Origin of the sequence: Actinomycetospora aurantiaca (assembly GCF_037401875.1) — a bacterium.
Lineage (GTDB): Bacteria > Actinomycetota > Actinomycetes > Mycobacteriales > Pseudonocardiaceae > Actinomycetospora > Actinomycetospora aurantiaca.
Genome location: NZ_JBBEGN010000008.1, coordinates 60,616 through 80,539, shown reverse-complemented (window position 1 = coordinate 80,539; position 19,924 = coordinate 60,616). Strand labels below are relative to the sequence as shown.

The 19,924-nt window shown below is 74.6% G+C and carries 17 protein-coding genes; 8 read left to right on the top strand and 9 right to left on the bottom strand.

Annotated elements, in window-relative coordinates; translation table 11 throughout:
* Positions 1-25: 25 nt before the first annotated feature.
* Positions 26-958 carry a LysR family transcriptional regulator gene (locus WCD74_RS17210; protein ID WP_337696100.1) on the bottom strand — a complete coding sequence of 311 codons (933 nt, stop codon included), beginning with the start codon at positions 956-958 and terminating at the stop codon, positions 26-28.
* Positions 959-1,031: 73 nt separating this feature from the next.
* Between WCD74_RS17210 and WCD74_RS17205 the strand changes: the two genes are divergently transcribed.
* From WCD74_RS17205 to WCD74_RS17170, 8 genes are all read left to right on the top strand, one after another.
* The gene (locus WCD74_RS17205) at positions 1,032-2,252 is read left to right on the top strand and encodes an MFS transporter (protein WP_337696098.1); all 1,221 of its coding nucleotides are present in this window, start codon (positions 1,032-1,034) and stop codon (positions 2,250-2,252) included.
* A 70-nt stretch (positions 2,253-2,322) separates the two neighbouring features.
* On the top strand, positions 2,323-2,799 hold the full coding sequence (locus tag WCD74_RS17200; protein WP_337696097.1) for a hypothetical protein: 477 nt from the start codon (positions 2,323-2,325) through the stop codon (positions 2,797-2,799).
* 53 nt (positions 2,800-2,852) lie between these two features.
* Positions 2,853-3,878: a glycosyltransferase family 4 protein gene (locus WCD74_RS17195; protein WP_337696096.1), complete on the top strand. Its 1,026-nt coding sequence runs from the start codon at positions 2,853-2,855 to the stop codon at positions 3,876-3,878.
* A gap of 4 nt (positions 3,879-3,882) precedes the next feature.
* Positions 3,883-4,773 (top strand): hypothetical protein, encoded by an 891-nt coding sequence (locus WCD74_RS17190; protein WP_337696095.1) that lies wholly within the window; start codon positions 3,883-3,885, stop codon positions 4,771-4,773.
* 229 nt (positions 4,774-5,002) lie between these two features.
* Positions 5,003-6,025, top strand: coding sequence for a 3-oxoacyl-ACP synthase III (locus WCD74_RS17185; protein ID WP_337696094.1), 1,023 nt, complete (start codon positions 5,003-5,005; stop codon positions 6,023-6,025).
* On the top strand, positions 6,022-6,900 hold the full coding sequence (locus WCD74_RS17180; RefSeq protein WP_337696093.1) for an alpha/beta fold hydrolase: 879 nt from the start codon (positions 6,022-6,024) through the stop codon (positions 6,898-6,900). The genes WCD74_RS17185 and WCD74_RS17180 overlap by 4 nt, the downstream gene beginning before the upstream one ends.
* Positions 6,897-8,510, top strand: coding sequence for a fatty acid CoA ligase family protein (locus WCD74_RS17175; RefSeq protein WP_337696092.1), 1,614 nt, complete (start codon positions 6,897-6,899; stop codon positions 8,508-8,510). The genes WCD74_RS17180 and WCD74_RS17175 overlap by 4 nt, the downstream gene beginning before the upstream one ends.
* Positions 8,507-9,511 (top strand): NAD-dependent epimerase/dehydratase family protein, encoded by a 1,005-nt coding sequence (locus WCD74_RS17170; RefSeq protein WP_337696091.1) that lies wholly within the window; start codon positions 8,507-8,509, stop codon positions 9,509-9,511. Before WCD74_RS17175 ends, WCD74_RS17170 begins: the two co-directional genes overlap by 4 nt.
* On the opposite strand, the gene WCD74_RS17165 is transcribed toward WCD74_RS17170, so the two are convergent.
* The 8 genes from WCD74_RS17165 to WCD74_RS17130 form a co-directional block, all read right to left on the bottom strand.
* Positions 9,508-10,644, bottom strand: coding sequence for an extracellular catalytic domain type 1 short-chain-length polyhydroxyalkanoate depolymerase (locus WCD74_RS17165; RefSeq protein WP_337696090.1), 1,137 nt, complete (start codon positions 10,642-10,644; stop codon positions 9,508-9,510). The genes WCD74_RS17170 and WCD74_RS17165 overlap by 4 nt on opposite strands.
* A gap of 61 nt (positions 10,645-10,705) precedes the next feature.
* The gene (locus WCD74_RS17160) at positions 10,706-11,101 is read right to left on the bottom strand and encodes a ribbon-helix-helix domain-containing protein (protein ID WP_337696089.1); all 396 of its coding nucleotides are present in this window, start codon (positions 11,099-11,101) and stop codon (positions 10,706-10,708) included.
* A 138-nt stretch (positions 11,102-11,239) separates the two neighbouring features.
* Complete coding sequence (locus WCD74_RS17155; RefSeq protein WP_337696088.1) at positions 11,240-12,085, bottom strand: SDR family NAD(P)-dependent oxidoreductase; 846 nt, start codon at positions 12,083-12,085, stop codon at positions 11,240-11,242.
* 219 nt (positions 12,086-12,304) lie between these two features.
* On the bottom strand, positions 12,305-13,339 hold the full coding sequence (locus WCD74_RS17150; RefSeq protein WP_337696087.1) for a YihY/virulence factor BrkB family protein: 1,035 nt from the start codon (positions 13,337-13,339) through the stop codon (positions 12,305-12,307).
* Between the two features lie 21 nt (positions 13,340-13,360).
* Entirely contained in the window at positions 13,361-16,831 is a 3,471-nt protein-coding gene (locus WCD74_RS17145) for an indolepyruvate ferredoxin oxidoreductase family protein (RefSeq protein ID WP_337696086.1), read from the bottom strand.
* 143 nt (positions 16,832-16,974) lie between these two features.
* The gene (locus WCD74_RS17140) at positions 16,975-17,628 is read right to left on the bottom strand and encodes a DUF2461 domain-containing protein (protein WP_337696085.1); all 654 of its coding nucleotides are present in this window, start codon (positions 17,626-17,628) and stop codon (positions 16,975-16,977) included.
* A gap of 20 nt (positions 17,629-17,648) precedes the next feature.
* On the bottom strand, positions 17,649-19,127 hold the full coding sequence (locus WCD74_RS17135; RefSeq protein WP_337696084.1) for a DEAD/DEAH box helicase: 1,479 nt from the start codon (positions 19,125-19,127) through the stop codon (positions 17,649-17,651).
* A gap of 157 nt (positions 19,128-19,284) precedes the next feature.
* A complete protein-coding gene (locus WCD74_RS17130) occupies positions 19,285-19,752 on the bottom strand; it encodes a VldE C-terminal domain-containing protein (RefSeq protein WP_337696083.1) in 468 nt (155 codons plus the stop codon).
* Positions 19,753-19,924: the final 172 nt, after the last annotated feature.

Here is a 19,924-nt window from a genome sequence, read left to right as displayed (position 1 = left end):
GGAATCCCGAAGGCGGCTCCCGCGATCAGGGGCCTGTTCCGGACTCCGGAGCAGGCCCCTGACGTGTCTTCGCAGCGCTCGTGATCCGCTCCAGGGCGTCCGCGATGACGCGCTGGCCCGCGGCGCCCGCTCGGGTCAGGGCGACGATCCGGCGGACCGGGACCGCCGGACCGTCCAGGCGGAGCCGCACGACCCCGGTGTCGGGATGGACGGCCGCCAGCCGCGGGAGCATGAAGATCCCGAACCCGTGGGCGACCAGCGAGGCGCCCGTGTCCCACTCCTCGGCGTGGTGCGCGACGTGCGGGCGGAACCCGGCGGCCTGGCACGCGGCGAGGGTCAACCGGTGGTAGGCGCTGCCGGGGCGGCACGTGATCCACGATTCGTGCGCGGCGTCCCGCAACGTCACCGAGGACCGGGCGGTGAGGGGATGGCCGATCGGGACGGCGAGGTCGATCGGGTCGTCGAGCACTGCGTGCTGCTCGAACCGCGCGTCGGTCTCGGGTGGGACGCGGTCGTCGACGACGAGGAGCGCGAGGTCGCAGTCACCGGCCAGCACCAGGTCGACGCACCGGGCCGGTTCCGCCTCGACGACCTGGATGACCGTCCCGGGGAACCGGTCGCGCAGCGCGGCGGCCGTGGGCACGAGGAACGCGGTGGCCGCGGTGGAGAACCCGCACAGGCCGATCGACCCGGTCGTGTCCTCCGTGCCCGCCAGCTCGGCACGGGCCGCCTCGGCGTGGGCGTGCAGCGCCTCGGCGTGCCGCAGCAGGGTCCGCCCGGCCGCCGTCGGTTCCATGCGGCGCCCGACCTGGCGCACGAGGGGCACGCCCAGGTCCTCGGCGAGCGCGCGCAGCTGCTGGGACACCGCGGACGAGGTGAAGTGCAGTGCCTCGGCAGCCCTGGTCACCGAGCCGTGATGGGCCACGAGCTGCAACGTCCGCAACCGCGGATCGATCATGAAGCAATGCTACGTGCTGAGTGAAGAAGCGTTCGCTGGTGCTGAACGCCCAGCGTCCGCATCGTGCACGGTGATGACGACGCAGCCGACACGAGCGCGGGCGTGGGCGCTCGCGCTCCTCGCCCTCGGAGCGGCGGGCGCCGGGATCCCGAGCCCGCTCTACCCCGCCTACCAGGCCGACCTCGGCTTCAGCGACCTCACGTTGACGGCCGTCTACGCGGTCTACCCGCTGGTCAGCGTCCCCGCGGTGTTCCTGCTCGGCCCGCTCGGTGACCGCCTGCCTCCGCGACGGGTCCTGCGCGCCGGCGTCGCGATCGCCGCCGCCGGGTCGCTGGTGCTCGCCGTCGCCGGGGGCACCGGCTGGCTGCTCCTCGGCCGCATCGCCTACGGCGTCGCACTCGCCGTCATGACCGGGGCCGGTGTCGCGGTGGCGTCGAGCGGCGCGGACAAGGTGCGCGCCGGCCGGGTCTCGGCCCTGGTGTTCGTGATCGGCACGGGGGCGGGCCCGGTCCTCGGCGGCGCCCTCACGCGCTACGGCCCGACGCCCGGTCTCGTCCCCTTCGCGGTGAACCTGGTCCTGCTCGCCGTCGTGTTCGTCGGGCTCGGCTCGGTGGCCGGGCCCGGGCACACCACGGACAGGACAGTCCGCAGGTCCGGGTTGTCCCCGGCCGCCCGTCGAGCGCTGGTGATCGCCGCCGTGAGCGGCTTCCTCGGGTGGGCGGTGGCCGGCCTCTTCCTCGGGCTGACCGCGTCGCTGGTCGAGCGCGCCCTCGACCTCCGCGACCCGCTCGTGGCCGGGAGCATCACGGCCGCCGTCCTCGTCTGGTCGGCCCTGACCCTGCCCCTCGTCGGGCGCCTCGGTCTCGGGCGATCGCAGCTGGTGGGCCTGATCGCGCTGACGGTTCCCCTCGCGATCCTCGCGATCGGTGTGGACTCCCTGCTCGGCATCGTGGCGGCCGCCGTCGTCGCCGGCCTCGCGAACGGTCTCCTCTACGGAGCCGCCACCACGACGGTGAGCACGGCGGCCCCGGCCGACCGGGCGAGCAGCGTCGCCGCGGCGGTGTACTCGGCCTTCTACCTCGGGGCCGGGCTCCCCGCCCTGCTCGTCGGCCTCCTCACGACGACGCGGCCCCTCGACGTGGCCCTGTCCGACCTCGCGATCGCCGTGCTCCCGCTGACCGCCGTCATCGTCGTCCTCACCGCGTTCGGCGGCGCTCGTGCCCGGCGGCCGAGGGGAGGCCTGGAGGCCGAGTTCCCCGACGGGACCCGCGTCGCGCCGCCCCGGGGCAACTGACCCGGCCGCGCCGGCCGCCGAGCTCCGACGGGCCCTGGACGCCGGTGGCGGCCTCCGGCACGCTCCCCCCATGGCCGAGCGGGACGAGGGCACCCCGGACCCCGGCGTCGCCGCGGCAGGCAGCGCCGGCACGACGCGGAGCGTCGCCACCGTCGGCAGCGTCGACACCACCAGCAGCGTCGCGACGGCCGGCAGCGTCGCGACGAGCACCAGCGTCGGCGTCGTGCGCAGCGTGGCGACGGGCGGGAGCGTGGCCGTCGCGGGCAGCGTCGCGACGGCCGGGAGCGTTGCGGTCGCCGGGAGCGTGGCGACCTCGGGCAGCGTCGCCGTGGCCGGGAGCGTGGCGACGGCCGGCAGCGTCGGGATCGTCGCCAGCGTCCTCACCCTGGTCGGCGTCGGGCTGCGCCGCTGCGTCGCGACGCTGGCCTGCGTCGACTGCTCCCGGTGCGTGGGGTGCATCGCGTGCGTCGACTGCGTGGACTGCGTCGGGTGCATCGGGTGCGTCGGCCTGCGGGGCGCGGTCGGTCAGCGGGGCGTCCGCGCCTGACGGGACGTCGGACCGACGGGCTTCCCGGCCGCGACGGGCGGGAACCTGTCCCCGTGCAGTCGCTGCGGATCGTCCCGGACCTGCGGAGCTCCGTCGTCGAGGAGATGCCCGCGACGCAGGCGCTGCTGTTCACCTCCGCGCGCACGGACGCGGACGCCGAACTCCTCCGGGACCCGCGGGTGCGGCCGTTCACGTGGCGCACCTACCTCCGGCAGCTCCGCGATCCCGATCTCGTCGTGCTCGAGGTCGCCGAGCCCCTGTGGTTCGGGGAGTGGAAGAAGGCACTGCGGTACATCGCGGTGGCCAGGGCCGTGCGGCCGGGCATCCGGGTCGCCACCTACGCGATCGAGAACTTCGACGCGGCCGAGCGCCTCGGATCGCGCACCCGCGCCGTCGGCCTGTCCCTGCGTGGCCTCGACCTCATCGCCTTCGGGACGACGGGAGCGGCCGACAACTACCTCGCCACGTTCGGCCGCTCGCTCGACCGCATCCAGCACGCCGTCCTCCCGCCCCGCATCGACACCTGCACGGTGTGCGGACCCACGCGCGGCACGACCCGGGAACGACGGGTGCTCTTCCTCGGCGCACCCACCGACCGCAAGGGGTTCCCGGTCCTGAGGGAGGCGTGGGAACGCCTCGACCCGGACTGGCAGCTCGTCGTCGCCGACCCGTCGGGCGACGAGCCCCCGCCCCTCCCGCGGAAGGCCGAACTGCGCCCGGACCCGCCCCGGCGAGAGATCCACGAGCTCCTCCGGACGAGCGCGGTCGTCGTCATGCCGTCCGTCCGCCGCCCCGGCTGGCGCGAGCAGATCGGCCTGCCGCTGGTGGAGGGCCTCGCGCACGGCTGCCGCGTGGTCACGACGACCGAGACCGGTCTCGCCGACGACCTCCGCGACCACCCCGACGTCGTCCTCACCGAACCCGGCGATCCCGACGACCTCGCGCGCGGCCTGACGACGGCGATGAGCAGGCTCGCGCAGGCCCCGGACCGTGACGGCCACACCAAGCGCGACGTCGTCGCGTGGTGGCTCGAGGCCGCGAAAACCCGTCGCCGACCAGCAGGAACGGGCTCACGATGAACGCATGTCGACGGCGCAGCGAGAGCAGGCGCGCCGCGATGCGCTCCGCATCGCGGCCGTCCTCCGGACCAACACCCCCGATGACCCGACGATCCGCGCGGCCGCGCAGCTGCTGGAGGACTGGCGCGCCGAGGAGGTGGTGCGCGACGCGCTGCGTCCGGTGTTCGCCGCCGCGGTGCCCGACCAGCGTGCCCTGATCGCGCTCGGCGACATCGACGCGTGGCTGTCCGACGGCCGCGTGGCGCGCGAGCACTGGGAGTCGGCGGCGAGCGGGCCCGATCCGCACCTGGCCGCACTCGCCGCCGACCGCGCGGGCCGGGCCCACCTGCGGGCCGGGCGCCGGGAGGAGGCCGAAACGTTCCTGTGGCAGGCGGCCACCGCCGGCGTCCGCGCGGCGTCGCACGCCCTCGAGGAGATCGCGGCGCAGCGGGTCTCCGAGGCCCGGGAGCGCCGGGAGGAGGACACGCTCCGCCTCGCCGAGCTGTGTCTGGAGGCCGACGACATGGCCGGCCTGGGGAAGCAGCTCCGCGCGCTGGGCCGGCCGGACCGGTTCGGCCTCGAGAGGCGGCGGCAGGGCGTCCTGGGGGAGCTGGCCTTCCGCCGCGGTCACCTGGCCGAGGCGGCGGACTGCTTCACCGAGGCGCTCGGGCCGTACGGGGACGGCCCTCGCCGGCTCCGGCTCCGGCTCGCCCAGATCGCGATCGCCCGGGGTGACGCGGCCGGGGCCCACGAGCACACGCTCGCCCTCGCCGACGACGAGGGCGAGCTCGGTGAAGGGGCACGGCTGCTCGTCCGCCTGCACGTGGATCTGATCGTCGCCGGATGGTCGGTCGACGACGGTCTGTGCGACTGCTGCTGCGACTGCTGCTGCGACTGCGGGGACGACGGGGAATGATGGAAAAGTCGCATCCGACCCGTCGTCGTACGCAGCAGTAGTGCCGTACGGTGCGCTGCCCTGGCAGCGCACCGTGCGGTGCGTCCGTTCGGCCCACCGGGATCGACGGATCTTCCTGTTACCCGGCGTTTCCTACGATTCGCGGTAGCAGGAACAACGAGTTCGGAGAACGCGCTGTCCGCAATACCGCTCATGGCGACGGAACAATCCGGAGAGCATTCTCGGAACCATGAGAGCGGCACAGCGCTACGACGACGTGGTGATCACGGGGCTCGCGCACGTCGACGCGCCGCACGTGGTCACCTCCACCGAGCTCGAGGACCGGCTGGCGGGCACGCTGGGGAAGCTGCGCATCACGCCCGGCCTGCTCGAGAAGCTCTCGGGCATCGCCGAACGGCGGGTGTGGGACGAGGGGACCATGCCCAGCGAGGTGGCCGCCCGCGCCGGCGAGAAGGCCCTCGCCGACAGCGGCGTCGCCCGGGACGACATCGGCATGCTGATCAACACGTCGGTCTCCCGGGACCACCTGGAACCGTCCACCGCGAGCATCGTGCACGGGCGCATGGAATTGTCGCCGGAAGCAGGCAATTTCGACCTGGGCAACGCCTGCCTCGGATTCCTCAACGGCATGAACGTGGTCGCGACGATGATCGAGGCCGGCGAGATCGACCACGGACTCGTCGTCGCGGGCGAGACCAGTCGATTCGCGATGGAATCGACGATCGCCCGTCTCGCGGGCGACGACGCCACGCGGCAAATGTTCCACCAGCAGTTCGCCACCTTGACCGTCGGCTCCGGCGCGGTCGCGATGGTGCTGTCCCGCGGCACGACGGGCCACCGCTTCCTCGGCGGCCTCGGCCGCGCGAGCACGATGGGCAACGCCGAGCTGTGCGTCGGGCAGGCGGACGAGATGCGCACGGACTCGTCGGGACTGCTCTCGGCCGGCATGGAACTCGCCGGGCGCGCCTGGAAGGACGCCGTCTCGGCCTTCGCCTGGGACACCGACAGCTACGACGTCTACTGCCTGCACCAGGTGTCCAAGGTGCACACCCGCGCCGTCGCCGACCAGCTGGGCCTCGACATCGGCCGGTTCCCGTCGCAGTTCCCGCACTTCGGCAACATCGGACCGGCCGGGGTCCCGACGGTCCTGTCGAAGGCCGTCGAGGACGGCACCGTCACCGACGGGTCCCGCGTGATGCTCATGGGCGTCGGGAGCGGGATCAACGCGGCGGCCGCCGAGGTGATCTGGTGACCACGGCCTTCACCCTGGAGCAGCGCTCCGTCGAGATCGGCGGCCACACGATGGCCTACGTCGACGAGGGCTCCGGCACGCCGGTGCTGCACGTGCACGGCAATCCGACGTGGTCGTTCTACTTCCGCTCGCTGCTCTCCACTCTGCCCGACGACGGGTTCCGCGCGATCGCGCCCGATCACATCGGCATGGGCCGCTCGGACAAACCCGGCCGCGATGCCTACCCGCACACTCTCGCCCGCCGGGTCGCCGACCTGACCGCGTTCGTCGAGCTCCTCGACCTCGACGAGCCGCTGCACCTCGTGGTCCACGACTGGGGCGGGCCGATCGGCCTCTCGTGGGCCGTCGAGCACCCGGACCGGGTGGACCGCATCGTCGTCCTGAACAGCGCCGCCTTCCCGCTGCCCGCCGACAAGCGCATCCCGTGGACGCTGCAGGCGGCCCGGCTGCCCGTCGTCGGCGACGTCCTGGTGCGCCGGTTCAACGCGTTCTCCCTGGGTGCGCTCGTCCTCGGCAGCGGGCGGCCGTGGCTCGACGCCGAGGCCCGCCGCGGCCTGCTCGCGCCCTACGACCGCCCGGAGCACCGGGTCGCGGTGCACGCCTTCGTGCAGGACATCCCGACCGGCCCCGGCGACCCCGCGCACCCCGTGCTCGTCCGGCTCGCCGAGCGCCTGCCGGTCCTCGACGCGCACCCGGTCCAGGTGCACTGGGGGATGAAGGACCCGGTCTTCGACGCGACGATCCTCCGGCACCTGGAGGACCACCTGCCGCACGCCGAGGTCCACCGCTACCCCGACGCCGGCCACTACGTCCTCGAGGACGCCGCCGACGCGATCGTGCCGCGGGTCCGTGCCTTCCTGACGGCGGGTCGATGACGGCCACCGTGACCACGCTCGACGGCATGCTCGCCGGGCACGCCGCGTCCCGCCCCGAGGACGTCGCGCTCGACCTGCCGGCCCCGTTCGGACGCAGGCGCACCCTCACCTTCGGCGCCCTCGCCCGCCGCGTGGCCGACGCCGCCGCCGGGCTGCTCGACGTCGGGATCGGCCCGGGGACGCGGACGGCGCTGCTCGTGCCCCCGACGGCCGACTTCTTCGTCCTCGCCTACGCCCTGCTGCGGGTCCGGGCCGTCCCCGTCGTCGTCGACCCCGGCATCGGGCTGGACCGGGTGCGCTCGTGCCTGAACGAGGCCGCGCCCGAGGCCTTCGTCGGGATCGCCCGGGCGCACCTGGCGCGCCGCGCGCTGCGGTGGTGCCCGGACGCGCGCCTCGCCGTGACCGCGGGCCCGCTGCCGGTACCGGGGACGCACTCCCTGCGCCGGCTCGAACGGGACGGTTCCCGACGGCGGGCCCTGCCGCCGCTCCCGCGGCCGGACGGCGCGCCGGCGGCCATCCTGTTCACCAGCGGCAGCACCGGCCCACCGAAGGGCGTCGAGCACCATGAGGAGGGGCTGCTCGCCCAGGCGGGCCTCGTCCGGGACCTCTACGGGCTCGGGCCCGGCGACGTCAGCCTCGCCACCTTCCCGCCGTTCGCGCTGTTCGGACCGGCCCTCGGCATGACCACGGTGGTGCCGCGGATGGACCCGACGAAGCCGGCGGCCGTGGTGCCGTCGCGGCTGGTCGACGCGGCGAACCGCACCGGCGCGACCGTCATGTTCGGCTCGCCGGCCGTGCTCGACCGCCTCGGGCGTGGCGTGCCGGCCGGCACCCGCCTGCCGTCGTTGCGCCAGGTGATCTCGGCGGGCGCGCCCGTGCCGCGCGACGTCCAGCGCCGGGTGCTGGACCTGCTCCCGCCCGGTGCCCGGGTGCACACCCCGTACGGCGCGACCGAGGCCCTGCCGGTCGCTACGATCGGCAGCGACGAGCTCCTCGGGCTCCCCGACGACGGCATCTGCGTCGGACGTCCGGTCCCCGGGGTGGACGTCACGCTGATCCGGCCCGACGCCGGACCGGTCGTCGAGCTGGACCCGTCGATGCTGGTCGGAGCCGGTGAGGTGGGCGAGGTCGTCGTCCGCGGCTCCGTCGTCAGCCCCGCCTACGCCGAGCGCCCGGAGGCCACGGCGGCCGCGAAGCTGTCCTGGGACGGGCGGCTCGCGCACCGGATGGGCGACCTCGCGGCGGCCGACGGCGAGGGCCGGCTGTGGTTCGCCGGTCGCGTCGCGCACGTCGTGCACACCGCCGAGGGGCCGCTCTACAGCGTGCCGTGCGAGGAGGTGCTGAACCACCATCCCGCGGTCCGGCGCACAGCCCTCGTCGGGATCGGCCCGGAGGAGGCGCGCACACCGGTGGCGGTCGTCGAGATGCGGCCCGGCCACCGGCTGACCGACGAGGTGACCCGCGAGCTGCGCGATCTCGCGGCCGCCGACCCGCGGACAAAGCCCATCACGACGCTGCTCGAGCACCCCGGGCTGCCGGTCGACCCGCGGCACAACTCGAAGATCGACCGCGAGGCGCTCGGGCGCTGGGCCGCGGCGGAGCTGACATGAGGGCCCTGGTGACCGGCGGCGGGGGCTTCCTCGGCGGGGCGGTCGTCGACGCCCTGCTCGACCGCGGGGACGACGTCACGAGCATCGCGCGCGGCGACTACCCCGCCCTGCGGGACCGCGGCGTGCGGACGATCCGCGGCGACCTCGCGGACCCGGTCGCGGCCTGCGCGGCCGTGGACGGCGTGGACGTCGTCTTCCACGTCGCCGCCCGCGCCGGCATCTCGGGCAGCCGGGCGGCATTCCGGCGCAGCAACGTCGAGGCCACCCGGACGCTGCTCGGCGCGTGCCGGGCGGCCGGGGTCGGGCGGATGGTCTTCACGAGCACCCCGAGCGTGGTGCACTCCGGCGGCGACATCCGGGGCGGCGACGAGTCCCTGCCCTACGCCACGCACTTCGACTCCGCCTACCCGGAGACGAAGGCCGAGGCCGAGCGCCTGGTGCTGGCCGCGAACGGCCCGGGACTGGCCACGGTCGCCCTGCGCCCGCACCTGGTGTGGGGTCCGGGCGACACCCAGCTCGTCCCGCGCATCCTCGCGCGGGCACGGGCCGGGCGGCTGCGGTTCGTCGGGGACGGGTCGGCCGTCATCGACACCACCTACGTCGACGACGCCGCGCGGGCCCACCTCGACGCGGCGGACAGGCTGGTGCCCGGCGCACCGTGCGCCGGGCGGCCCTACTTCGTCACCTCCGGCGACCCGCGCCCGGTACGGGAACTGGTCAACGGCATCGTCACGGCCGGGGGACTGGAGCCGATCTCGGCGACCGTGCCCTTGCCGGTGGCCGTCGCCGCGGGGGCCGTGGTGGAGACGGTGTGGCGGGGGCTCGAGCGGTTCGTGTCGGTCGGCGACCCGCCGATGACCCGCTTCCTCGCCCGCCAGCTCGCCACCGACCACTGGTTCGACATCGCCGCGGCGAAGCGGGACCTGGGGTACGCCCCGCAGGTCCCGCTCGACGAGGGGTTCACGCGACTGGCGTGTGCGCTCCGCGCAGGTGAGCACTAACTGGGGCTATCGCCCCAGTTGGTGCTCACGAGGCCGAAGGCCATACACATCGCCGCGCTCGCGTCGGGGCCGGCCGGGTCGGTGTACGAGCCGCCGGCCCGCCCGCCGGACCAGGCGTGGCCGGTCCCGTGCACCGTCCAGCTCTCGGCCCGGACCCGGCCGTCGCGGTCGGTCCAGCGTTCGCGCGACCAGTGCCGGGCGGAGCCGCCGCCTCCCCGTTCCTCGGTGCGGGCGCAGCCGGGGGAGTCGCTCAGGGCCGACTCGACGACCCGGCCCGCGTTGGTGGGTGCGACGGTGCCGTCGTCCGTCCCGTGCACCACGACCACCGGGACGCGCAGCGACGCCGGGCGGTAGGCGCCGGTGCGCATCGCGGCGAACGCGGACCCGACGTCCCGCGCCGACCCGGCCGCGAGCCCGGAGTGCACGCCCACGCCCGCGACGAGGTCCGGGTAGGCCGCGCCCATCACGGCGGCCATGGCCGCTCCGGCCGAGAAGCCGGCGACGAACACGCGCTGCGGGTCGGTGCCGTGCTCGTCGGCGACGGTGCGGACGATGCCCGCGATCAACGACGGCTCGCCGTCCCGGCCCTGGTGTCTCGGCTCGAACCAGTTCCAGTAGCCCATGGCGTTCGCCTGCCGGGACTGCTCGGGGTAGACGACGACGAAGCCCTCGCGCTCGGCGAGGTCGTCCATCCCGGTCGCGGCCGCGAAGACGTCCGCGTCCTGGGTGCCGCCGTGCAGCATGACGAGCAGGGCCGGGCGGTCCTGCGGCTGCGAGGGCACGACGACGCGGTAGCTGCGGGTCCCGGCCGGACCGGTGAAGGACCCGCGGGACACGCGTCCCGGAGCGTCGGTCCGTGCCCCGGCCGTCGTCGGGAACGGGCTCGGCATCGTCGGGAACGGGCTCGGCATCGTCGGGAACGAGCTCGGCATCGTCGGGAAGGTTCCGGGCATCGAGCCCGCGCCCTGCAGCGCGGACATCGCCTCGGTGAGGCGGCCCGCGCGCGTGAGGCGGGTGGCCTCCAGGACGGCGGCGGGGGTCGGGCCGGCGCCCGCCGTCATCGGCATGGGCATCCGGCGCACGCGGTCGGCGAGCGCCTCGACGAGTCGGCGGGCTCGGTGTGGTGCGGTCATCGCGTCGTCCCCTCGGGAGCGAGGTGTCGGGCGACGGGTGGTCCCCGACGCCGCCGACGGCTCAGACGATCCGCGAGCCGAGGGCCGCTTTGACGGCCCGGCTCGCGCGGAACGCGCCGAGGACCTCGACCGAGGCGATGGTGGCCACCGCCAGGTCGGGGTCGACGTCCTCGGCGAGGCTCGCCAGCCCCAGCACCCGGATGTGGATCTGCTCGCCGCGCTCGCGCAGGGCCTGCAGGTCGCTCCGGGAGAAGTGCTGGGTGCCGAGCACCAGGGTCCGGCGGGCCACCGTGCGGTCGAGGGCCGGGCCGTTGGCGTTCAGCTGGTTGCGGATCGCGGTGCGGATGAAGTCGGTGCGGGTCGTGTAGAAGCCCTCCTGCACGAGGAGGTCGATGTGCCCGAGGTCGACCAGCCCGAGGTTCACGGTGATCTTCTCGGTCTTGTCGACCTCTCCCACGACCTGCCCCCCACCATCCGAGCGCCATCCCAATGGATGGTGCGCGACGAGGCGGCCGTCCGCAACCCGCGGAACTGACGATGTCGACGTCCTGGTGTCCGGTGCACGCGGTGACGCATCCCCTGCGCGAGGAGCCGGTCAGCGGCCTCCCAGCGCCTTGCCGCCGAACCGGACGAGCGCGGCGGGGTAGAAGCGCGGCACGAGGCGGACGAACAGGTCGACGAGCTTCGCGTCGTTGCCCACGAGCACCCGCGGCTTCCCGGCCTCGACGCCGTCGACGACGATCCGCGCCGCCTGGTCGGCCGGCATCTTCAGCAGCTTCTCGTTGTAGGTCCTGGTCCGGGCCTCGTCGGCGGCCGTCGTCCGGCCGGCGGCGGAACCGCGCTCGAAGGCGGCGGTCGCGATGTTCGTCTTCACCCCGCCGGGGTGCACGACGGTCACGGCGACCGGGCTGCCGGCCGCGAGCATCTCCGCGCGCAGCGTCTCGGTGAAGCCGCGGACGCCGAACTTGGCGGTGCAGTACGCGGACATCCCGGGCTGGGCCATGATTCCGTTCAGCGACGACAGGTTGACCACGTGGCCATCGCCGGATCGGACCACGGCCGGCAGAAACGCCTTGGTGCCGTTGATGACGCCGAAGAGGTTGATGCCGAGCACGTGGTCGTACTCCGACCACTCGCCGTCGAGCACCGTGCCCGACGACGCGACGCCGGCGTTGTTGTAGATCTGGTGCACCACGCCGAAGTGCTCCTCGACCGCATCCGCGTACGCGAGGACGGCCTCCCGGTCGGCGACGTCGAGCCGCGCGGTGTGCACCTCGGCGCCGAGCCCCTTGACGAGGTCCGCGGTCTCGGCGAGGCCGGTCTCGTTGACGTCGGAGATCGCGAGCCGGGCGCCGCGTCGCGCGAGCTCGAGCGCCAGCTGGCGGCCGATTCCCGACCCGGCTCCGGTCACGACGGCGACCTTGCCCTGCACTCTGCTCATGCCCGCTGTCTCCTCGTCCTGGTACGGAGTCGTACCTCGGCGGCGAAGGTACGCGGGCGTACCGCTACGGCGCAAGGAGCGAACGACCCGTTCGTGGCGTCCAGCTGCACGAACGCGTCGTTGGTTCCGCTCGGCGCGGCGGCCCGGCGTGAGGGTCGACGATGCCGGATTTCCTGGCGCTGGGTGGACGCAATGACGTACTGCTGGCATCCGGGATGCTCAGGACGGCGGCGCGGCCCGATCCGGCGCGCCGTCCTCGCCCGTCGACCGCTGCTGCGGCACCCCGGCGTCGAAGCCGACCTCGATGTTCTGGAACGACTTCAGCCGCTCGGCCTCCGCGTAGGCGGTGTACGCGCGTTCGTCGGCCGGGGTGGTCGCGGTGTCGTCGGGCATCGCGGAGAGCAGGCTGCGCGGGTGCAGGCGCAGCGCCCGCACGGTGTTGATCTCGGCGCAGAACAGGGCGACGACGGAGCTGAGGTAGATCCAGGCGAGCAGGCCCAGGACGATCCCGAACACGCCGTAGCTCGCGCTGGTGCCCTGCAGTTGGTACTGCACGAGGTACGCACCCGTGGACTGCAGGAGCTGCCACGCGACCGCCGCGACCACGGCGCCCGGAGCCACCTGGCGGACCGTCAGCGCCCGCGGCGTGAGCAGCCGGAAGGCGATCACCACGAGCGCGGCGTTCACGGCGACCCCGAGGATCGTCAGCACCACCTGCCCGAACCCGGTCAGCGGGGCCGGCAGACCCGGCAGCAGCGCCCCGAGGGCCGTCAGCGCGGTGGCGACCACGACCGCCCCGACCAGCACCCCGACCGCCGCCGCCCCCCGGGCGTACGCGGTGGGCAGCGCCGGCCGCTCGGCCTTCGGCACCGCCCACATCCGCGCGAACGCGTTCTGCAGCGCGACCGTCACCCCGAGCGCGCCGTAGACGCTGACGACGACGGAGACGACGAGCGCGGGCACGCTGCCCTGCAGCGACCCGACGTTGTCGCCGATCTGGTCGCCGATCACCGGGAAGTTGCGCAGCGCGGAGTTGACCAGCGCCTCCTGCAGCGCGGGGTCGCCCTGCAGGACGAACCCGAGCACGGTGACCGCGAGCAGCAGCAGCGGGAACAGCGAGAGGAACCCGTAGTAGGTGATCAGCGCGGCGAGGTAGGTGCCCTCGTCGTCCAGGAACTTCCACAGGACCGCGAGCGGGAGCCCCGCCCAGCGGTGCCGGCGCTGGAACCGGTCGAGACCCCCGACGACCCCCACACCCGCCTCCGACCCGGCTGGTCAGCCCCTCGACCCGAGCAGCTCGTCGCACCGCGCCCGGAACCGCTCGACGTTCCGGAGCTTGACCTCTTCGTACCCGCGGACGTCCTCCGCCAGCCCTGCGATCTCGACGACGAGGTCGACGCCGGTCGCGGGCAGCGCCTCGACCCCCGCCCGCACGGCCTGCTGGTACTCCCCGACGAGCGCGCGTTCCACGGCGCGCACGTGGGCCAGGCCGAAGACGTCGAGCGGGGTGTGGCGCAGCCGGCGCGCCGCCCGCAGCCCGCGGAACGCCAGCTCCGCGACCCGGCCCCGCAGACGGATCTTGCGCTGCATGCCCAGCGCGCGGAGCACCGGCGGGTGGAGCATCACCGACACGTCGGCGTCGGCGCCGTACTCGGCCTCCCGGCGGGCGACCTCGACCGGGTCGAGGTGGAGGCGGGCGACCTCGTACTCGTCCTTGTAGGCCATCAGCCGGTGCAGGCCGCGGGCGTAGGCCGCGCCGATGCGCGACCCGTCGTCGGGACCCGCCGCGTCGGTCGCGAGCGCGGTGACCCGCCGGACCTCCTCGGCGTAGCGGGCGGCGTAGGCGGCGTCCTGGTAGCCGGTGAGGTCGGCGATGCGGGTGGCCAGCACGTCCTCGAGGCCCTCGACGAAGTCCGCGAGGGCGGCCGAGCGCTCGTCCACGGCGACCACCGCGGGGGTCGGCGGGGTCACGGCGGCCAGCACCGCGTCGTGGTCGATCGCCGCTGCGCGCCCCCAGCGGAACGCGGTCAACGTCGTCTCCACCGCGGTGCCGTTGAGCCGGATCGCCTGCTCGAGCGCCTCGGCCGACACCGGCACCACCCCGTGCTGCCACGCGGCGCCGAGCATGAGCACGTTGGTGGGCAGGTGGTCGCCGAAGAGCGCCTCGCTGATCCGCTGCGCGTCCACGTGGTGCACCTCGGCCGCGACCCCGCGGAGCTTCTCCAGGGCGTCGTCCGGGGAACCGGGGAGCACGACGCGGCCGGTGACCATCGCGGCCGTCGGGGTGAGCGAGGTGTTCACGACGGCGACGGTGTGGCCCGGGCGGGCGACGCCGAGCGTGGCCTGGTCGGCCGCCCCGAGCAGGTCGAACCCGACGACGACGTCGGCGCTCGCGCGGGAGGCCCGCAGCGCCCCGTCGATCGGGTGCTTGGCGATCCGGACGTCCGAGACGACCGGCCCGCCCTTCTGCGCCAGGCCGACCTGTTCGAGCCCGGCCGCGAAGGAACCGTCGAGATGGGCGGCCATCTGCAGGATCTGCGAGACGGTGACGACGCCCGTGCCGCCGATCCCGGGCATGCGCAGGAGCGCGGAGTCGAGGAGACGCACCGTCGGCTCGACCAGCTCGACCGGCAGCCCCGGGACGGTCCGCGGCGCGACGGTGCCCGGCTCGACCAGCAGGAACGACGGGCAGTCGCCCTTGAGGCAGCTGTAGTCGGAGTTGCACGACGCCTGGTGGATGCGGGTCTTGCGGCCGAACTCGGTCTCGACGGGGAGCACCGACAGGCAGGTGGAGACGTCGCCGCAGTCGCCGCAGCCCTCGCACACCCGCTCGTTGATCACCACGCGCTCGATCGGGGCCGGCAGCTGGCCGCGCTTGCGCAGGCGGCGCTCCTCGGTGGCGCACCGGTCGTCGTGGACGAGCACCGTGACGCCGTCGACGGCCGCGAGCTCCCGTTCGACCGCGGCGAAGTCGTCGCGGTGGCGGACGCTCGCGATGGGGTCGAGGTCGCCCCTGCCGTACTTCCCGGGTTCGTCGGTGGTGACGACGATCCGGCGGACGCCCTCGATCGCGAGCTCGCGGGTGATCGCGGGGACGTCCAGGCGTCCCTCGGCGCGCTGCCCGCCGGTCATCGCGACGGCGTCGTTGTAGAGCAGCTTGTAGGTCATCGACACCCCGGCCGCGACCGCCGCGCGGATCGCGAGCGAGCCGGAGTGGTGGAACGTGCCGTCGCCGAGGTTCTGCACGAGGTGGCGGTCGTCGGTGAACGGGGCGAGCCCGATCCACTGCGCACCCTCGCCGCCCATCTGGGTCATGCCCACCTGGTGGCCGCGGTGCCCGCCGTCGAGGGCGACCATCGCGTGGCAGCCGATCCCGACGCCCACCAGCGTGTCGTCGTCCGTGCGCGTCGAGGTGTTGTGCGGGCAGCCCGAGCAGAAGTAGGGCGTGCGGGAGGGGACGTCGGCGGTCGTCAGGGGGATGCGCGAGGGACGGGGCGGCCGCAGCGCGTCGAGGTGGGCGACCGCGGCGGCGGGCAGCTCCGCGCCGAGTGCGGTGAGTCGGGCGGCGATCGCGGTCGCGACGTCCTCCGCCGACAACTGGGCCCGCGCCGACAGCAGCGGGCGGTTCCGGTCGTCGCGGCGCCCGACCACGCGGGGCGGCGGCACCGTGCCGTACAGCGCCTGGCGGACGTGGCCCTCCAGGAACGGCACCTTGTCCTCGACGACGAGCACCTCCTCGAGGTCGTGGGTCATCGCCGCGAGCGCCTCGTCGTCCACCGGGAACGGCATCGCCAGGCGCACGAGGCGCACCCCGAGCGCGTCCAGTTCGGACTCGCCGAGCCCGAGGTCGTCCAGGGCGCGCAGGACCGTCGCGTAGCCCGTGCCGGAGGCGACGACGCCCAGCCGCGCGCGGCGGGCGGTGAACGTGACGCGGTTGAGGCCGGCCTCGCGGGCGTAGGCCTTCGCGAGGTCGAGACGGCGGGTGAGCACGTCGTGCTCGGCGTCGAGGGCGGGCGGGCCGACGAGCGGCGGCGACGTCGGGCGGTCGCGTTCCGGCGGGTGCGGCACGCCGAGCAGGTCGGGGGCGAGCGCGCCGAGGTCGACCGTGGCCGAGGCGTCGGCGACGTCGGCGATGATCTTCAGTCCGGTCCACAGTCCGGAGGCCCGGGAGATCGCGACCGCGTGCAGGCCCAGCTCCACCACCTCGGCGACCGACCCCGGCGCGAGCAGCGGCATCGACAGGCTCGCGGCCATCGGCTCGCAGGAGCTCGGCACCGTCGACGACTTGCACGCCGGGTCGTCCCCGATGAGCGCGACCGCCCCGCCCCGGGCCGCCGTCCCGGAGAGCATGCCGTGCCGGATGGCGTCCGCCGCCCGGTCGAGGCCGGGGTTCTTGCCGTACCAGAACCCGACGACGCCGTCGTGCTGGCGCCCTGGCACGGCCCCGAGCAGCTGGGTGCCCGCGACCGCCGTCGCCGCCAGCTCCTCGTTGACCCCGGGCGTGAACACCACGCCCGCCGGGTCCAGGTGCCGCCGGCTGCGCAGGATCTCCGAGTCCAGCCCGCCCAGCGGCGAGCCCTGGTAGCCGGACACGAACACCCGCGTGTCCAGGCCGCGGGCCCCGTCGAGCCGCCGCTGGTCGAGCAGCAGCCGCACGATGGCCTGGATCCCCGTCATCAGCGCGCGGCCGCTCGTGGCGGTGTAGCGGTCGTCGAGGGAGACGGTGGTGTCGTGGCTGGTGCTCATGGCCACTCCTGCGTGGGTCGCCGTGGTGGTGTGCACCCATGCCAGCGGACCGGCCGTCCTGGCACAAGGATCACCGACGAGCCGGCTGCGGCGACGCAAAGATCGTCACCCCCAGGAACCCCGGAGGTCACTTCGTTGCGTCCTCAGCGGCGGCCGCGCGCTCCCTGGGCGGCGTCGTCGAGGGTGACCCCGACGTGCTCGTGGAGCCACTCGCCCAGCGGGTCCATCCGTCGCCAGGTCCGCGCGACCCGGTCCGCGAGTTCCGGGGTGTGCAGCTCGTCCGACGGTTCCCACGACGTGTGCGCGTAGAGCGCGCGATGGCGCAGCAGATCCAGCCGCGGGTGGTCGGGGTCCGTGCCGCGCGGGCGGGTCTTCAGCCGGTCGCCGCCGAGGGTGAATCCGTCGTCGTGCAGGCCGGCGACGATCGACGCGAGCACCGGGCCGTGCCGCTCGTCGTCGACCGCGGCGCGGTACCGCGCGACCTGCCCCGGCACCATCGCGTAGTAGCCGACCGCGACCATGATCCCGTCGGCCGAGATCTGCACATAGTGCCCGCCGGCGGTCGCTCCGCACTGCGTCTTGTACGGGACCTTGTCCTTCGAGAACCGCACGTCCCGGTACGGCCGGAAGATGCGGCCCTCGCCGAACTCCGGCTCGAGCGTCAGCAGCAGGGCCTGCATCGGCGCCCGGACGTGGTCGTCGTACAGGTGCTTGTTGTCCTGCCAGTACGCCTTGGTGTTGTCGGCCTCGAGTCCCTCGTAGAAGTCGACCGCGGCCTCGCCGAACCCGGTGAACACGCTCGACGAGGCTAGTCGGCTCAGCGGGTGCGGCGCCCGCGCGACTCCGACGACGACGAGGAGAACGAGGAGCTCGAGTGCACCGGGGTGGAGCCCGAGCCGCCACGGCCACCGCGGCCGCCGCGGCGACGACCGCCGCCGCCCGCGGGCGCCTGTCCGCCGGTGCTCTGAGCACCCTGCGCCGCCGGCGACCCGCCGCGACGACCGCCGGCTCCGCCGCTGCCGCCGCGACGGCGCCCGCGTCCCGAGCGGGACCCCGAGGACGACCCGGCCGCGGGCTGCTGCTGCGGCGCGACGGGAGCCTCGGGCATCGTCGCGAACGGGGCAGGCTCGCCGACCAGGGCGGTGATCTCGCGGGCGCCGGGGGCGACCTGCGCGGTCCTCGCCTTGATCCCCGCCTGGCGGGTGAGCTTCGCGACCTCACCACGCTGGTCGGGCGAGGCGAGGGTGACGACGTCGCCGGCGGACCCGGCGCGCGCGGTGCGACCGGACCGGTGCAGGTAGGCCTTGTGCTCGGCGGGCGGGTCGACGTGGACGACCAGGGCGACGTCGTCGACGTGGATGCCGCGGGCGGCGATGTCGGTGGCCACGAGCACCCGGACCTCGCCGTCGCGGAACCAGCCGAGGTTCCGGTCGCGGGCGTTCTGGGCGAGGTTGCCGTGCAGCTCGGCGGCCGGGATGCCGGCGGCGGTGAGCTTGCGCGACAGCTTGCGTGCCGCGTGCTTGGTGCGGGTGAACAGCATGGTGCGGCCGAGCCCGCCGGCCAGCTCCTGCACGACGGCGTTGCGGTCGGCGGCGTTCACCGTGAACACGTGGTGGGTCATGTCCGGCACCGGCTCGGCGGCGCGGTCGACGCTGTGCGTCACCGGGGAGCGCAGGAACTCCTTGACGACCTTGTCCACCTCGCCGTCGAGCGTGGCGGAGAAGAGCAGCCGCTGGGAGTCGCCGGGCGTGCGGCGCAGCAGCCGGCGCACGGCGGGGAGGAAGCCGAGGTCCGACATGTGGTCGGCCTCGTCGAGGACGGTGACCTCGATGCGGTCGAGGTCCACCAGGCCCTGGCCGATCAGGTCCTCGAGGCGACCGGGGCAGGCGATGAGCAGGTCGATGCCGCGCTTGAGCGCGTTCTCCTGCGGGCGCTGGCCAACACCGCCGTAGACCACGGTCTGCTCGAGCCCGAGGGCCTCGGAGAGCGGCGCGAGGGCGTCGCGGACCTGGCTCGCGAGCTCGCGCGTCGGCAGCAGGATCAGCGCGCGGGGGCGGTTCGGCCGCGTCGGCGCGTCGCACCGGGCGAGCTTCGCGAGGACCGGGAGCCCGAAGGCGAGCGTCTTGCCGGACCCGGTGCGCCCGCGGCCGAGCACGTCGCGGCCCGCGAGGGCGTCCGGGATCGCGGCGGCCTGGATCGGCGTCGGCTCGGTGATGCCGCGGGGGGCGAGCAGGTCGGCGATCGAGGGCGAGATGCCCAGGCCGGGGAACGTCGTGATGTCAGAGATGGGGAGCACCTAGCGTCGAGGTCGGGGGTTCCGCCCGGGCGTCGGGGAACTCGCGACGGAGCGAGGGCCAGGCGGCGTGCGCGTCACGGCGTGATGTCGGCGCGCTCGGGAACCAGTGTGGCACGGGGTCCGGCGGCACCGACGCCGAACGTGATGATCGCGATGCTCAGCGTCGGACGCTGACGTGGACGTGGTCGAAGTGCCCGCCGGTCGCGTCCGTGGGGTCGTACACCCCGCCGCCGTCGTAGGGCCGGCCCCAGCCGTCCCGGTCACCGCCGCCGCGGGTCCAGATGCGCCCCTGCCAGATGACGTACCGCACGCCGAGCTCGTCCGCGTTGTCCCGCAGGAAGGTCGCCATCGCCCAGCCGGCGCCGAGCTCGTCGCCGACCGGGAAGCGCCCGGAGCGGGTGGGGAACAGGTCGCACGCCCGGCCCGCGGGGTGGTCGCTCGACGGGTTCCACGCGTGCTCCGACCAGCAGGTCAGCGACCGCAGCGGGCCGTCGGGGTCGGGCGCGCCGAAGCGGGCGACCGCCGCGTCGTGGAGCCGCAGCGCCGTCGGCGTCAGGCAGCCCTCCGACGTCGGGTCGGGCTCGCTGCACGGCTCTGGCGGGGGAGGCGCGACGACCTCCCACACGTCTCCGGCCGTGAACCCCCGGCTCTGCGCGAACCAGATCGCGCCGCCCGCGAGCAGCCCGACGACGAGCAGGGCGACGAGGACGCGTGACGTGGTTCGGGTGATGTGCGACAGCGTAGGAAGCCGGCCGGTGGCGTGGCGGTGAGTTCGCGCCCTCGTCGGCCTCGTCGCC